Source organism: Streptomyces sp. NPDC041968, from assembly GCF_055589025.1.
This window is the reverse complement of the sequence record NZ_JBVJCB010000003.1, coordinates 151,205-165,095: the sequence shown is the minus strand read 5'-3', so window position 1 is coordinate 165,095 and position 13,891 is coordinate 151,205. Positions and strand designations below refer to the sequence as shown.

The 13,891-nt window shown below is 69.4% G+C and carries 11 protein-coding genes; 6 read left to right on the top strand and 5 right to left on the bottom strand.

Annotated elements, in window-relative coordinates; all coding sequences use genetic code 11:
- Nucleotides 1-45 precede the first annotated feature (45 nt).
- Complete coding sequence (locus ACZ6EG_RS08850) at nt 46-483, top strand: SsgA family sporulation/cell division regulator (RefSeq protein WP_053133836.1); 438 nt, start codon at nt 46-48, stop codon at nt 481-483.
- Nucleotides 484-533: 50 nt separating this feature from the next.
- On the opposite strand, the gene ACZ6EG_RS08845 is transcribed toward ACZ6EG_RS08850, so the two are convergent.
- Nucleotides 534-2,117, bottom strand: a complete 1,584-nt coding sequence (locus tag ACZ6EG_RS08845) for a YibE/F family protein (protein WP_469602893.1) — start codon at nt 2,115-2,117, stop codon at nt 534-536.
- Between the two features lie 253 nt (nt 2,118-2,370).
- Here ACZ6EG_RS08845 and thiC point away from each other — a divergent pair, with 253 nt between their 5' ends.
- Together thiC and ACZ6EG_RS08835 are read left to right on the top strand one after the other, a co-directional pair.
- Entirely contained in the window at nt 2,371-4,164 is a 1,794-nt protein-coding gene (gene thiC, locus ACZ6EG_RS08840; RefSeq protein WP_391971732.1) for a phosphomethylpyrimidine synthase ThiC, read from the top strand.
- 82 nt (nt 4,165-4,246) lie between these two features.
- A complete protein-coding gene (locus ACZ6EG_RS08835; RefSeq protein ID WP_469602888.1) occupies nt 4,247-5,719 on the top strand; it encodes a VWA domain-containing protein in 1,473 nt (490 codons plus the stop codon).
- Between the two features lie 24 nt (nt 5,720-5,743).
- On the opposite strand, the gene ACZ6EG_RS08830 is transcribed toward ACZ6EG_RS08835, so the two are convergent.
- The 3 genes from ACZ6EG_RS08830 to ACZ6EG_RS08820 form a co-directional block, all read right to left on the bottom strand.
- Nucleotides 5,744-6,613 (bottom strand): hypothetical protein, encoded by an 870-nt coding sequence (locus ACZ6EG_RS08830; RefSeq protein WP_391971730.1) that lies wholly within the window; start codon nt 6,611-6,613, stop codon nt 5,744-5,746.
- Between the two features lie 182 nt (nt 6,614-6,795).
- On the bottom strand, nt 6,796-7,902 hold the full coding sequence (locus tag ACZ6EG_RS08825; RefSeq protein ID WP_469602885.1) for a metallophosphoesterase: 1,107 nt from the start codon (nt 7,900-7,902) through the stop codon (nt 6,796-6,798).
- 212 nt (nt 7,903-8,114) lie between these two features.
- Complete coding sequence (locus ACZ6EG_RS08820; protein WP_384689478.1) at nt 8,115-9,227, bottom strand: LacI family DNA-binding transcriptional regulator; 1,113 nt, start codon at nt 9,225-9,227, stop codon at nt 8,115-8,117.
- Between the two features lie 398 nt (nt 9,228-9,625).
- Here ACZ6EG_RS08820 and hisC point away from each other — a divergent pair, with 398 nt between their 5' ends.
- Complete coding sequence (hisC, locus tag ACZ6EG_RS08815; protein WP_469602880.1) at nt 9,626-10,705, top strand: histidinol-phosphate transaminase; 1,080 nt, start codon at nt 9,626-9,628, stop codon at nt 10,703-10,705.
- Between the two features lie 52 nt (nt 10,706-10,757).
- Here hisC and ACZ6EG_RS08810 read toward each other — a convergent pair whose 3' ends face one another.
- A complete protein-coding gene (locus ACZ6EG_RS08810; protein WP_469602878.1) occupies nt 10,758-11,132 on the bottom strand; it encodes a cyclophilin-like fold protein in 375 nt (124 codons plus the stop codon).
- Between the two features lie 208 nt (nt 11,133-11,340).
- On the opposite strand from ACZ6EG_RS08810, the gene ACZ6EG_RS08805 reads away from it, so the two are divergent.
- Nucleotides 11,341-12,846 (top strand): cytochrome ubiquinol oxidase subunit I, encoded by a 1,506-nt coding sequence (locus ACZ6EG_RS08805; RefSeq protein ID WP_469602875.1) that lies wholly within the window; start codon nt 11,341-11,343, stop codon nt 12,844-12,846.
- Nucleotides 12,847-12,866: 20 nt separating this feature from the next.
- The gene (cydB, locus tag ACZ6EG_RS08800; protein WP_469602872.1) at nt 12,867-13,871 is read left to right on the top strand and encodes a cytochrome d ubiquinol oxidase subunit II; all 1,005 of its coding nucleotides are present in this window, start codon (nt 12,867-12,869) and stop codon (nt 13,869-13,871) included.
- Nucleotides 13,872-13,891: the final 20 nt, after the last annotated feature.

Sequence of the window (13,891 nt, the reverse complement as noted above, 5' to 3'; positions counted from 1 at the left end):
GAGGTTTGATTCCCGGACAGTCGACGGCGAATGACGGGGTAGGCGATGGGCGAGTCCGTACAGGCAGAGGTCATGATGAGCTTTCTCGTGTCCGAGGAGCTCTCGTTCCGCATCCCGGTGGAGCTGGGGTACGAGACCTGTGATCCCTATGCCGTGCGACTGACCTTCCACCTGCCCGGGGACGCCCCGGTGACCTGGGCCTTCGGCCGGGAGCTGTTGGTGGACGGGGTGGGCCGGCCGTGCGGCGACGGTGACGTGCGCATCGCACCCGTCGATCCCGAACCGCTCGCCGAGGTGCTGATCCGACTTCAGGTCGGCACCGACCAGGCGCTGTTCCGTTCGTCGGCGGCGCCCCTGGTGGCCTTCCTCGACCGGACCGACAAGCTGGTGCCGCTGGGGCAGGAAGGCGCGCTCGCCGACTTCGACGCCCACCTCGACGAGGCGCTGGACCGCATCCTGGCGGAGGAACAGAGCGCGGGCTGAACCGTTCCCGCAGCTCGACGGGGAGTGGCGTAACGCTTCACCGGAACACGTCAGCGCTTGCGGCGACGGCCCCGCCCGCCGCGTACGGGAGCAGCCCCCGCACCCGGTGCCGCTCCGGCCGCCTGCGCCGCCGACCTGTCGGCCGGCCGGTCGGCGGACACGACGAGGGCCGCGAGAGCGGTGGTCACCGGCACGGACGCCACCAGGCCGATCGAACCGACCAGGGTGCGCACGATCTCCTCCGCGACCAGTTCACTGTTGGCGACCGTCCCCACTCCGCTCTGCGCGATCGAGAACAGCAGCAGCAGGGGCAGCGCGGCGCCCGCGTAGGCGAGGACGAGTGTGTTGACGACCGAGGCGATGTGGTCGCGGCCGATACGGATGCCGGCGCGGTAGAGCCCGCGCCAGCCCATCGTCGGGTTGGCCTCGTGCAGCTCCCACACCGCCGACGTCTGGGTGACCGTCACGTCGTCGAGCACGCCGAGCGAACCGATGATGACGCCGGCGAGCAGCAGACCGCTCATGTCGATCGTCGGGTACAACCCGTGGATGAGGCCGGTGTTGTCGTCCGTGTTGCCGGTGAGCGCGGCCCAGTCGATGAACAGCGATCCGAGAACGCCGATGAGCAGCAACGAGATGAGGGTGCCGAGCACCGCGACGGACGTCCGGGCCGACAGGCCGTGGCACAGGTACAGCGCGATCAACATGATGGCGCTGGCCCCGATGACCGCCACGACCAGCGGATTCGACCCCTGCAGGATCGCGGGCAGGATGAAGAAGTTCAGCAGCAGGAAGCTGATGGCCAGCGAGATGAGGGCCATGAGGCCCCGCAGGCGACCGACGACCACGACGGCGAGCGCGAAGATGCCGGCGAGCAGGGCCAGCGGCAGCCGGCGGTTGATGTCGGTCACCGAGTACTGCAGGTCCTCGGGGGCGGAGGGCTCGTAGGCGACCACGACCTCCTGCCCCTGGTGCAGCTGCCGCGACTGGTCGGGCTGCACGATCTCGGTGAAGGTACGGCCCTTGTCCTTGCCGGTGTCGACGCGGATGGTCGCTCGCTTGCAGTCGCCGTTCGCCCGCTGTACCGCGGAGGAGCCCTCGGCGGTGGAGGTGTCACCGGTCGGCGGGACGCCCGAGTTGCCGGCGGACTGGCAGCTCAGCTCGACCACTTTGGTGACGGTGGCCTGCTGGGTCTGCCGGTCGAAGCCGACGCCCGTGCGCTCGTGCGGGGGCGCACCGCCCGGCCACAGCACCGCCAGACCGACCAGCACCGCGACGGTGAAGGGGATCAGGATCGCGGCGATGACCTTCCGCAGATGCCGGGACACGGGCGCGGCCGGACCGTGACTGTGGGAGTGGCCGTGGCCGCCGCCGGCTCCGTGGCCTCCGCCGCTGCCGTGACCACCTTGGCCGCCACCACCGCTGCCACCGCCGTGACCGCCGTGGCTTCCGCCACCGCCGTGACCGCCGTGGTCGAGGTGCCCGCCGCCCATGTCGTGTCTGGCGTCTCCCGCGCCGGGTGCAGCGTGGGGGCCGTGCGGGGCGGATCCGGCCGCGCGGCCGTCGCCGTCCTCGGCGCCCGGACCGCGGCGGGGCTCGTGCGGCGGGAAGGGGGGATGCTGCGGTGTGGTCACCGACCGATCATCGCAAGAACGAGGGGTGCCCTCTGTTCACCGCGCCCGAATTGACGCTAGCGTGGGGGCACCTTTGTACACGCGGGAGCTCGGAGCACCGGGCTGAGAGGGCGCTGACCTCCGTCCCAGCGATGTTTCACGGGAAACGTCACCGATACCGAGTGATGTTTGCCACGAAGCGTCTGCCGACGGAAGCCGCTGCGTCGACCGCCGAACCTGTTACCGGGTAATGCCGGCGTAGGGAGTAGGTCTCATGACCATCAAGGACGCACGCACGCCTGCCTCCGCGCAGAACTCCGCCCAGGAGGAGCCCGCGGAGACCGGGAAGTCCATCGGCTGGCACAAGGCGTACGTCGAGGGCTCGCGCCCCGACCTGCGGGTGCCGGTCCGTCAGGTGCACCTCACCAACGGGCAGTCGGTCACGCTGTACGACACCTCCGGCCCGTACACCGATCCGCTCGTCGACACCGACGTCCGCAGGGGGTTGTCGCCGCTGCGGGAGAACTGGATCATCGCCCGCGGAGACACCGAGGAGTACGCGGGCCGCCCCGTCCGTCCCGAGGACGACGGGATCAAGCACACCTCTCCGCGCGGCGGCCTGCGCAACCTCGACGCCGTCTTCCCCGGCCGCCCGCGTCAGCCGCGCCGTGGGCGGGACGGCGGCGCGGTCACGCAGCTCGCGTACGCACGGCGCGGCGAGATCACCCCGGAGATGGAGTACGTGGCCCTCCGGGAGAACGTGGCCCCGGAAGTGGTCCGCGAGGAGATCGCGGCGGGTCGCGCCGTACTGCCGGCCAACGTCAACCACCCGGAGATCGAGCCGATGATCATCGGCAAGCGGTTCCTGGTGAAGGTCAACGCCAACATCGGCAACTCGGCGGTGACGTCCTCCATCGAGGAGGAGGTCGAGAAGATGACCTGGGCGACCCGCTGGGGCGCCGACACGGTCATGGACCTGTCCACCGGACGCAACATCCACACCACCCGCGAGTGGGTGCTGCGCAACTCGCCCGTCCCCATCGGAACGGTGCCGCTCTACCAGGCCCTGGAGAAGGTCGACGGCCGCGCCGAGGAGCTGACCTGGGAGATCTACAAGGACACGGTCATCGAGCAGGCCGAACAGGGCGTGGACTACATGACGGTCCATGCCGGAGTGCGCCTGGCGTACGTGCCGCTCACCGCGAACCGCAAGACCGGCATCGTCTCGCGCGGCGGCTCGATCATGGCGGCGTGGTGTCTGGCGCACCACAGGGAGTCGTTCCTGTACGAGAACTTCGAGGAACTCTGCGAGATCCTCGCCGCCTACGACGTCACGTACTCCCTCGGCGACGGACTGCGGCCGGGCTCGATCGCGGACGCCAACGACGAGGCGCAGTTCGCGGAGTTGCGCACGCTCGGGGAACTCAACACGATCGCCAAGCGTTTCCACGTACAGACCATGATCGAGGGCCCGGGCCACGTCCCGATGCACAAGATCAAGGAGAACATCGACCTTCAGCAGGAGATCTGCGATGAAGCTCCGTTCTATACGCTCGGCCCGCTGACGACGGACGTCGCGCCGGCGTACGACCACATCACCTCCGGCATCGGTGCCGCGATGATCGCCTGGTGGGGCACGGCCATGCTCTGCTACGTCACGCCCAAGGAGCATCTGGGCCTGCCCAACCGTGACGACGTCAAGACCGGCGTCATCACCTACAAGATCGCCGCTCATGCCGCCGACCTCGCCAAGGGTCACCCAGGTGCACAGGAGTGGGACGACGCGCTGTCCGACGCCCGGTTCGAGTTCCGCTGGGAGGACCAGTTCAACCTGGCCCTCGACCCCGACACGGCCCGGCAGTTCCACGACGAGACCCTGCCGGCCGAGCCCGCCAAGACGGCTCACTTCTGCTCGATGTGCGGGCCGAAGTTCTGCTCGATGAAGATCTCGCAGGACATCCGCCGGGAGCACGGGAGCAGCAAGTCCGAGATCGAGGAGGGCATGGCCCAGAAGTCGAAGGAGTTCGCCGCCGCCGGCAACCGCGTCTACCTGCCGATCGCCGACTGAGCCAACGGCTCCGGTGACGAAGGGGGCGGCCCGCCGGGCCTGCCCCCTCCCCACCGGGGACCTGCCTCGGCAGACTGGGCGTATGACAGCCACATCCCTGAGCAAGGGTGCCAACCTCGCCGTCGACTCCCCCGCGGTGCGCGTCGAACTCGTCTGGTCCGCCGGGCCGGGCGTGCCCGAGGTCGACGCGTCCGCGCTGTTGCTCACAGCGGCCGGACGGGTCCGGGACGACGGAGACTTCGTCTTCTACAACCAGCCTCGCCACACGTCCGACGCGGTGCGGCACGTGGGCAAGCAGGGCGGTGCCGGCACGGCAGCGGGCGTGACCACCGACGCCGTCGAGGTGGACCTGCGCACGGTCGAAGCGGACGTCGACCGGATCGTCCTGTGCGCCTCGGCGGACGGCGGGACCTTCGGGCAGGTGCCGGGGCTGTCCCTGCGGTTGCTGGACGCTGGCACCCGTGCCGAGCTGGCGCGGTTCGACATGACGGCCGGGACGGAGACCGCCCTGGTCGGCGGTGAGCTGTACCGGCGCCAGGGGAAGTGGAAGTTCCGCGCGGTCGGTCAGGGGTACGCCTCCGGGCTGGCCGGGGTGGCCACCGACTTCGGCATCACCGTCGACGACGCACCGCCCGTGTCCGCGCCCGCCGCCCTCCGGCCGACCGTGGAGACTCCCCCGGCTCCCCCGACCCCTCCGGCCCGCACGCCGCCCACACCCCACCGGGCGCCGACACCCCACCGGGCACCGGCGCCTCCCGCGGCACCGGCTCCGGCACCCAGCAGTGCAGGACCCCGCCTGACGAAGGGAGAGGAACGCCTGCCCGTCGACATGCGCAAGCGGCTGTCCCTGCGCAAGGAACAGGTCGCGGTCAGCCTGAGCAAGCACGGGGCGGCCGGCGCCACCGCGCGCGTCGTCCTTGTCCTCGACGCGTCCGGGTCCATGTCCTTCCTCTACTCCAAGGGCGTCGTCGCCGACGTCGTGGAGCGGATGGCCGCCGTCGCGGCGCAACTCGACGACGACGGCGAGATGCAGGCCTGGACCTTCGCGTCGAACCCGGCACGCCTGCCCGACCTGCGCCTCGGTGAGCTGCCCGAGTGGCTGCGGTTGCACGTACGCGTGGGCGAGATCAGCCTCTTCCGCCGCGGGAGGAAGAAGGGGCTGCACCCCGAGCAGGTCGACATGCGCGCGGTCGGCATCCAGAACGAGGAGCAGAAGGTCATCGCCGAGGTGCGTGCCTTCGTCCGCGACAACCCGGCGACGGCTCCCACCCTTGTGCTCTTCTTCTCCGACGGCGGCGTCTACCGCAACGCCGAGATCGAGCGGGAGCTGCGGGAGGCGGTGGAGGAACCCGTCTTCTGGCAGTTCGTCGGGCTCGGGCGGTCCGACTACGGGGTGCTCGAGCGTTTCGACACCCTGCCGGGCCGACGCGTCGACAACGTCGGCTTCTTCGCCGTGGACGACATCGGCACCGTCCCCGATCCGGAGCTGTACGACCGTCTGCTGTCGGAGTTCCCGTCGTGGATCACTGCCGCCGGCCGGGCGGGCATCCTCTGACCCGTTGCCCGCCTAGGCCGGAGGCTACTCGGGCCGGTGATCCGGGCCGCCGAAGTCCGGACTGCTGAAGTCCGGACTCGAATAGCTCGGACGCTGCGACGCGCCCGGCCCCTCACCGGGACTCGTGAACCCCGGTCGGCCGTATCCCAGGTGCGGCATGCGGCTCGTGGGTGCCGCGGGCCCCGTGGGGTGCAGGGCCGTGGTACCCGGGGCCGCCAGCGCCTCCCGCAGGAACGGCAGGATGCCCCGTTCCAGCAGGGCCTCGCGCCAGGCGTCCCGGGCCCGGGCCACCTCCTCGTCGAGTTCGCCGTGCGGACCGGACTCGGCCGAAGGGTGGTTGCGCAGCGCGGTGAGCAGCAGCCCCACCGCGGCGACGAGGATCGCCACCGCGGTCATGGCGCCGAACACCCAGCCGGTGGTGAGCATGGTCTGCGCGAAGGCCTGCCCCGGATCGAGCATCTTGAGGATGTACCCGACGAGCAGGAAGATCGCCGCGGCGGTACCGGCCAGGACGGGAGCAAGGACGGCGACGACGGCTACGGCACCCGCGCCGGTCGCCTCGGCGACCTCGCCCACGGTGGCGGCCAGTCCCCCCGCGCCCGTGCCCGACTCCGCGGAGCCGGACTCGCGCGTGGCGGGCGTCCCGGCGGACGGCGCCGGCCGGCGCAGTTCCTCGCGGGCCTTCACGTAGTGCCGGTACTCGGTCGTGGCCGCCGCGGTGATGAGGGCGGTCGCGTTGAGTGCCATGGTGCGCAGTTGTTCGGAGTTCAGCCGCTGTCCGAGTGCGGCCAGTTCCGGGCGGTGTGGTGCGGAGCGCAGCGCCTCGTCGAGGATCCGCTCGTACTCCTGGCGGTCCTCGTTCGGCAGGTGCTGCGGAACGCTGTTCATGTGCATCCCCCGATGCTCCGTAGGGCTTGGGGCTCGCATGCCAACGAGCCGTCGGGCAGAAACGGAGGGGAGCCTGCTACGGATAAGCCGATGGTAGAGCGGTGACGGTGGCGGGTGACAGGGGGTTTCCAGAAATTGGGTGCCGACCTGTCAGCACGCAACCGCCGCCCCGAGCGCCCGGGGAACGGTCAGATCTCGAGCGGCAGTTGCTGGACCAGCAGCTTTCCGGCCATGGTCACCCCGCCGTCCATCGCGATGGCCAATCCGTCCGCGTAGACGTGAGGTCCTTCGACAGCGGTACGCGTGTCGTCCTCGCCGTCCTCGGAGCCGACCTCGCCCAGCAGGTAGGGGATGGGGCTGTGGCCGTGAACGATGCGGGTGCCGCCGTATGTGTCCAGCAGTGAGCGCACGGCGTCGGCGCCGCCCTCGTCGCGGAAGGAGAAGCGCTTGGTGAACTTGCGGAACAGGTCCCACACCTCTTCCGCGTCGTTGCGCGTGAGCGCCTCGCGGACGGTGTCGTTGACCTCCTCGATGGAGCGGCCGTAGTCGAGGTAGGTGGTGGTGTCGGAGTGGACCAGCAGGTGCCCGTCTACCTCTTCGAGGGCGTCGAGGCGGGCCATCCACTGCAGGTGGTGGTCCTGCAGACGGTCCATGTCGGTCTTCTGCCCGCCGTTCAGCAGCCAGGCGGCCTGGAAGGTGGCGGTGCCCGCACCGGAGTTGACGGGGGTGTCGCCGAACCGCTTGGCGCCGAGCAGCAGCAGCTCGTGGTTGCCCATCAGCGCCTTGCAGTAGCCGCCGGCCGCGGCGGCCTCGGCGGACAGGCGCATCACCAGGTCGATGACGCCGATTCCGTCCGGGCCGCGGTCGGTGAAGTCACCGAGGAACCACAGGCGCGAGGTCCCCGCGCACCACTGGCCCGCGGCGTCGACGAGGCCCTTCTCCCGCAGCGCGGCCAGAAGCTCGTCGAGGTATCCGTGGACGTCACCGACGACGAACAGCGGCCCCTGCCCCGTGGCGGCCTGCTGCACCACGACCGGTTCGGGATCCACGGCGACCTGGACCGTGTCACCCCGGCGGATGACGGGCAGATCCCGCTGAGTGGGTGTGTACCCCTCCGGATAGGCCTCCTCGTCCCGGGCCTCGGAAGGCGGCGCGGCCTCGCTCACGTGCGTGCCGGGGCCGGCGTACGGAGCGGTCTCGTGGACGTACGCGGGCACCCGGAAGTCGCGCACCGTCGCCGTCCGCTCCACCTCGGGTCCCTGACCGGCCCCCTGAGTCATCGACCCCTCCACCATCGCGCCGCATCTGCACCGCTTCGGACTGCCTGGTCGCAGCGGCCCGCGGTGTGTGGGCCCATCATAGGAATGCGGATCGCGCTGTGTGATGACCCAGGGGTGGTGAATCGGAACAGGACTCCGCTTCACCGCGGCATTCGCCCCGATTGGGCCGGTCTTGGTCATCCGCAGAGGTGACGCGGTCACGCTCCGGACGTGCCGGCCCGGCGCTGCTACTCGCGCTCGGGTGACCGCGGGGGACTGACCGTCGTGCGGGGCGGACGGCGCTGCGACGACGTACGGACGATCAGCTCGGTCGGTATCACCTGCTCGACCGGCTGCTCGGAGTCGAGTCCCTCGATGGCGTCGATGAGGACCTGGACCACCGCCGTGCCGATGCGGCGGGGCTTGAGCGACAGCGTGGTGATCGGCGGCTCGGTGCTGGCATAGACGGTGGACTCGCTGCAGCAGACGAGCAACAGGTCCTCCGGGACACGCAGCCCGTAGCGGCGGGCGGCGGCGAGCAGGTCGGTGCCGTTCGGGTCGAAGAGACCGTAGACGGCGTCGGGCCGGTCCGGGCGGGCCAGCAGCCGGTCGGCGGCGACGGCGCCGGCGCACGGATCGTGTGCCGGGTAGGCCTCGTAGACCGGGTCCTGCCCGACGCGCTCGCACCAGCGGAGGTAGGCGGTGGTCGACAGGTGGGTGTACGTGTCGGTCGTGGTGCCGGTGAGCAGGCCGATCCTGCGGGCGCCGGCGTCCGCGAGGTGGTCGAGGATGCCGAGCACGGCGGCCTCGTGGTCGTTGTCGACCCAGGCGGTCACGGGGAGCGTGCCGGCCGGGCGGCCGTCGGACACGACGGGCAGACCCTGCCGTACCAGCTCGCTGACGACCGGGTCGTGGTCGGAGGGGTCGATGACGACCGTGCCGTCGAGCGCGACGTTGGACCACACGTCGTGACGGGAGGTCGCCGGGAGGATCACGAGGGCGTAGCCGCGGGCGAGCGCGGCCGACGTGGCGGCGCGCGCCATCTCGGCGAAGTACGCGAACTCGGTGAAGGTGAAAGGTTCATCCCCGTACGTCGTCACGGTCAGGCCGATCAGTCCCGACTTGCCGGTGCGGAGCGTGCGGGCGGCGGCCGAGGGCCGGTAGCCCAGTCGGTCGGCGACCTCGCGCACGTGGCGCCGGGTGGCATCCGGGAGTCGGCCCTTGCCGTTGAGGGCGTCGGAGACGGTCGTGATGGACACTCCGGCGGCGGCGGCCACGTCCCTGATGCCCGCCCGACCCGGCCGGCTGCCTCGACGGGAGGTTTCCGCGCGGCTCACCTGGTGCTTCCCTGCTGCTGTCATGGCGAGCCGATAGTAGGGCTCATGGGGTGGGGTAGGGCGGACGCATATGCACGCGTTGACAGTCACGTTTCTGCATGATCATTAAGGCCGAACAGTCATGGAAACCACGCCAGTTGGCGCATCCCGACCCAGTATCTGACGTGTCGACCACCGAGGGCCTGCCCCGTGGCGGATGTTGCGAAGAGGTCTCAACTCACCTGCACGGGGGATGCGCGCCACGGCGCGAGCTACCGGCGCGTAGATATATGTGCAGCGCGCCCCCCGAATCGTGCGCCTTCGTGCACTGATGCCCCTGATGCCAGTGTGACGGAGGAGGTCCGGCTCCCCCTATACGCAGGGGCGCCGAATCCTCTTAAGGTGACAAGTATTCGACGGTGGTGGTCATGAGGAGGACTGCGGTGAGTGAGACGAGCCCCAAGCTGCGCGCCGAGCTGGAGGGAATCCCCACCTACAAGCCGGGCAAGCCCGCCGCGGCCGACGGCCCGGTGGCCTACAAGCTGTCCTCCAACGAGAACCCGTACCCGCCCCTGCCGGGCGTGATGGAGACGGTGACGGCCGCGGCCTCGTCGTTCAACCGGTACCCGGACATGGCCTGTACGTCCCTGATGAGCGAGCTGTCGGACCGGTTCGGGGTCCCCCTCTCCCACCTGGCCACCGGCACCGGATCGGTGGGTGTGGCCCAGCAGCTGATCCAGGCGACCTCAGGGCCTGGCGACGAGGTGATCTACGCGTGGCGTTCCTTCGAGGCGTACCCGATCATCACGCAGATCAGCGGCGCGACCTCCGTGAAGGTGCCCCTGACGTCCGGCGACGTGCACGACCTGGACGCGATGGCGGCCGCGATCACCGACCGGACCCGGCTGATCTTCGTCTGCAACCCCAACAATCCGACGGGCACGGTGGTGCGGCGGGCCGAGCTGGAGCGGTTCCTCGACCGGGTGCCGAGTGACGTCCTGGTGGTCCTCGACGAGGCGTACCGCGAGTTCATCCGCGACCCCGAGGTCCCGGACGGCGTCGAGATCTACCGTCGGCGGCCCAACGTCTGCGTCCTGCGGACCTTCTCCAAGGCGTACGGCCTCGCCGGCCTCCGGGTCGGCTTCGCGATCGCCCACGAGCCGGTGGCGGCGGCGCTGCGCAAGACGGCGGTGCCGTTCGGGGTCAGCCAGATCGCGCAGGAGGCGGCAATCGCCTCGCTGCGTGCCGAGGACGAGTTGATCGGCCGGGTCGGCTCGCTGGTGTGCGAGCGCACGCGCGTGGTCGACGCGCTGCGCGCGCAGGGCTGGACGGTGCCGGAGACCCAGGCCAACTTCGTGTGGCTGCGGCTGGGGGAGCGGACGGTCGCCTTCGCGGGCGCGTGCGAGCGGGCCGGTGTGGTGGTCCGACCGTTCCCGGGCGAGGGTGTGCGGGTGACGGTCGGGGAGAGCGAGGCGAACGACATCTTCCTGAAGGTGTCGGAGGAGTTCCGCCAGGAGATGTAGGCCCGTCGTACGGCCGGTGGGACTGTGCGGCGGTCAGGTGTGCTGCACAGTCCTAGGCGTCGACGAGTTCGACGCGTACCGGGTCGCCGTCGCGCACGGTGGCCAGCAGGCGCAGGTCGCCGTCGAGGCGCCCGAGCACGTTGCAGGGACTCGCCAGGCGGCATTCGTCGCCCAGCGAGATCGGCGTGGGCCCGTACGGGAGCGCCAGAGCGTCGCCGTCGGTCCAGAAGGCGACCGTGCCCGGTTCTACGACCTGCCGGGCGTCCGTTTCACGTGAAACCGACACGCCTGTGTCGAAGTACACCTCCTCGCCCCAGGTGTGGGCGGAGGCGGTCAGCGGCAGGACCTTCAGGAGGGCCTGCGCGGTCGGCGTGTCGTCGAGGGCCGCGGTGAGGTGACCCGCGGGCCACGAGATCCGTATCTTCATGCGGCGGATTCAACAAGATGTTGAAGTCCTTGCCAAGGGGTTGACGTCACAGGGGACCCCCCTTCCGGTGTCGAAAAGCAGTAAGTCATAATTGCTTGTGAATGTGAACGCGTTCACAAGCGTGTCCCGGTTGCGCCCGAGATAGGTGTGACATACACGCTCAAACTGCCGCTGACACGGCGAGTGGCAACGCAAGGAGAGTGACGACGTGGACTTGGCTCTGGCGCCGGAGACGCTGGCGCGATGGCAGTTCGGCATCACGACCGTCTACCACTTCCTGTTCGTCCCGCTGACGATCTCGCTGGCCGCCCTCACGGCCGGTCTGCAGACCGCCTGGGTCCGTACCGAGAAGGAGAAGTACCTCAGGGCCACCAAGTTCTGGGGCAAGCTCTTCCTGATCAACATCGCCATGGGTGTGGTCACCGGCATCGTGCAGGAGTTCCAGTTCGGCATGAACTGGTCGGACTACTCCCGCTTCGTCGGTGACGTCTTCGGAGCTCCGCTCGCCTTCGAGGCGCTGATCGCCTTCTTCTTCGAGTCCACCTTCATCGGCCTGTGGATCTTCGGCTGGGACAAGCTGCCCAAGAAGATCCACTTGGCCTGCATCTGGATGGTCTCGATCGGCACCCTGCTCTCGGCCTACTTCATCCTCGCGGCCAACTCCTGGATGCAGCACCCCGTCGGCTACCGGATCAACGAGGAGAAGGGCCGCGCCGAACTGACCGACTTCTGGGCGGTGCTGACCCAGAACACCACCCTCAACCAGGTCTTCCACAGCTTCTCGGCGGCTTTCCTGACGGGCGGCGCCTTCATGGTCGGCATCGCCGCCTTCCACCTGATGCGCAAGAAGCACATCCCGGTGATGCGGACCTCGCTCCGGCTCGGCCTGGTCACCCTGGCGGTCGGCGGCATGCTCACCGCGATCAGCGGCGACACCCTCGGCAAGGTCATGTACGAGCAGCAGCCGATGAAGATGGCGGCAGCCGAGGCCCTGTGGGACGGCGAGGAACCGGCACCCTTCTCGGTCTTCGCCTACGGGGACGTCGACAAGGGGCACAACAAGGTTGCCCTGGAGATACCCGGGTTGCTGTCCTTCCTCGCCCACAGCGACTTCGACTCGTACGTGCCCGGCATCAACGACACCAACAAGGCCCTGCAGGAGAAGTTCGGCCCGGGTGACTACAAGCCCATCGTCCCCGTCGCCTACTGGGGCTTCCGCTGGATGATCGGCTTCGGCATGGCGTCCTTCTCCCTCGGTCTGCTGGGCCTGTGGCTGACACGGAAGAAGTTCCTGCTACCGGCCGCTCTGCGCACCGGTGAGGACGAGGTGCCGCACCTGGTGCTGTTCCGCAAGCCGCTCGGCGTGAGACTCACCCGCCTGTACTGGCTCCTGGCCCTCTGGACGATGGCGTTCCCGCTGATCGCCAACTCCTGGGGCTGGATCTTCACCGAGATGGGCCGGCAGCCCTGGGTCGTCTACGGCGTGATGCAGACCCGCGACGCGGTCTCCCCCGGTGTGTCCCAGGCGGAGGTCATCACCTCGATGGTCGTCTTCACCACGCTCTACGCCATCCTCGCCGTCATCGAGGTCAGGTTGCTCGCCAAGTACGTCAAGGCGGGCCCGCCCGAACTCACCGAGGCCGACCTCAACCCGCCCACGAAGATCGGCGGCGACCTGCGGGACGCCGACAAGCCGATGGCCTTCTCCTACTAGGCCGAGGGAGCCGCACCGTCATGGAACTGCACGACGTCTGGTTCGTTCTGATCGCCGTCCTGTGGACCGGCTACTTCTTCCTGGAGGGCTTCGACTTCGGGGTCGGCGTGCTGACCAAGCTGCTCGCCCGGAACCGGGCCGAGAAGCGCGTGCTGATCAACACCATCGGCCCGGTGTGGGACGGCAACGAGGTGTGGCTGCTCACGGCCGGTGGCGCGACATTCGCCGCGTTCCCCGAGTGGTATGCCACGCTCTTCTCCGGGTTCTACCTTCCGCTGCTCGTCATCCTGGTCTGCCTCATCGTCCGGGGCGTCGCCTTCGAGTACCGGGTGAAGCGCCCCGAGGAGCGCTGGCAGCGCAACTGGGAGACAGCGATCTTCTGGACCTCGCTGATACCGGCCTTCCTGTGGGGCGTGGCCTTCGGCAACATCGTCGGGGGGGTGAAGATCGACCGGGACCTGGAGTACGTCGGCTCCGTCTGGGAGCTGCTCAACCCGTACGCCCTGCTGGGTGGCCTGGTCACGCTGACGCTCTTCACCTTCCACGGAACGGTGTTCACGGCACTCAAGACCGTCGGCGAGATCCGGGCGCGGGCACGGGCGCTGGCCCTGCGTGTCGGCCTCGTGGCGGCGGTGCTGGCCCTGGCCTTCCTGCTCTGGACGCAGTTCGACAACGGTGACGGCAAGAGCCTGGTCGCTCTCGTGGTGGCCGTCGCGGCGCTCGTCGTCGCGCTGCTGGCCAACCAGGCCGGGCGGGAGGGCTGGTCGTTCACCCTCTCCGGCCTCACCATCGTGGCCTCCGTGGCGATGCTCTTCCTGACGCTCTTCCCGAACGTCATGCCGTCCACGCTGGACGCGGACTGGAGCCTTACCGTCACCAACGCCTCGTCCAGTCCCTACACCCTCAAGATCATGACCTGGCTGGCCGTGGTCGCCACACCAGTCGTCCTGCTCTACCAAGGCTGGACGTATTGGGTGTTCCGCAAGCGGATCGGCACGCATCACATCGCCGAAGCCACGCACTGAGTCCGAAGGGGTGTGCATCA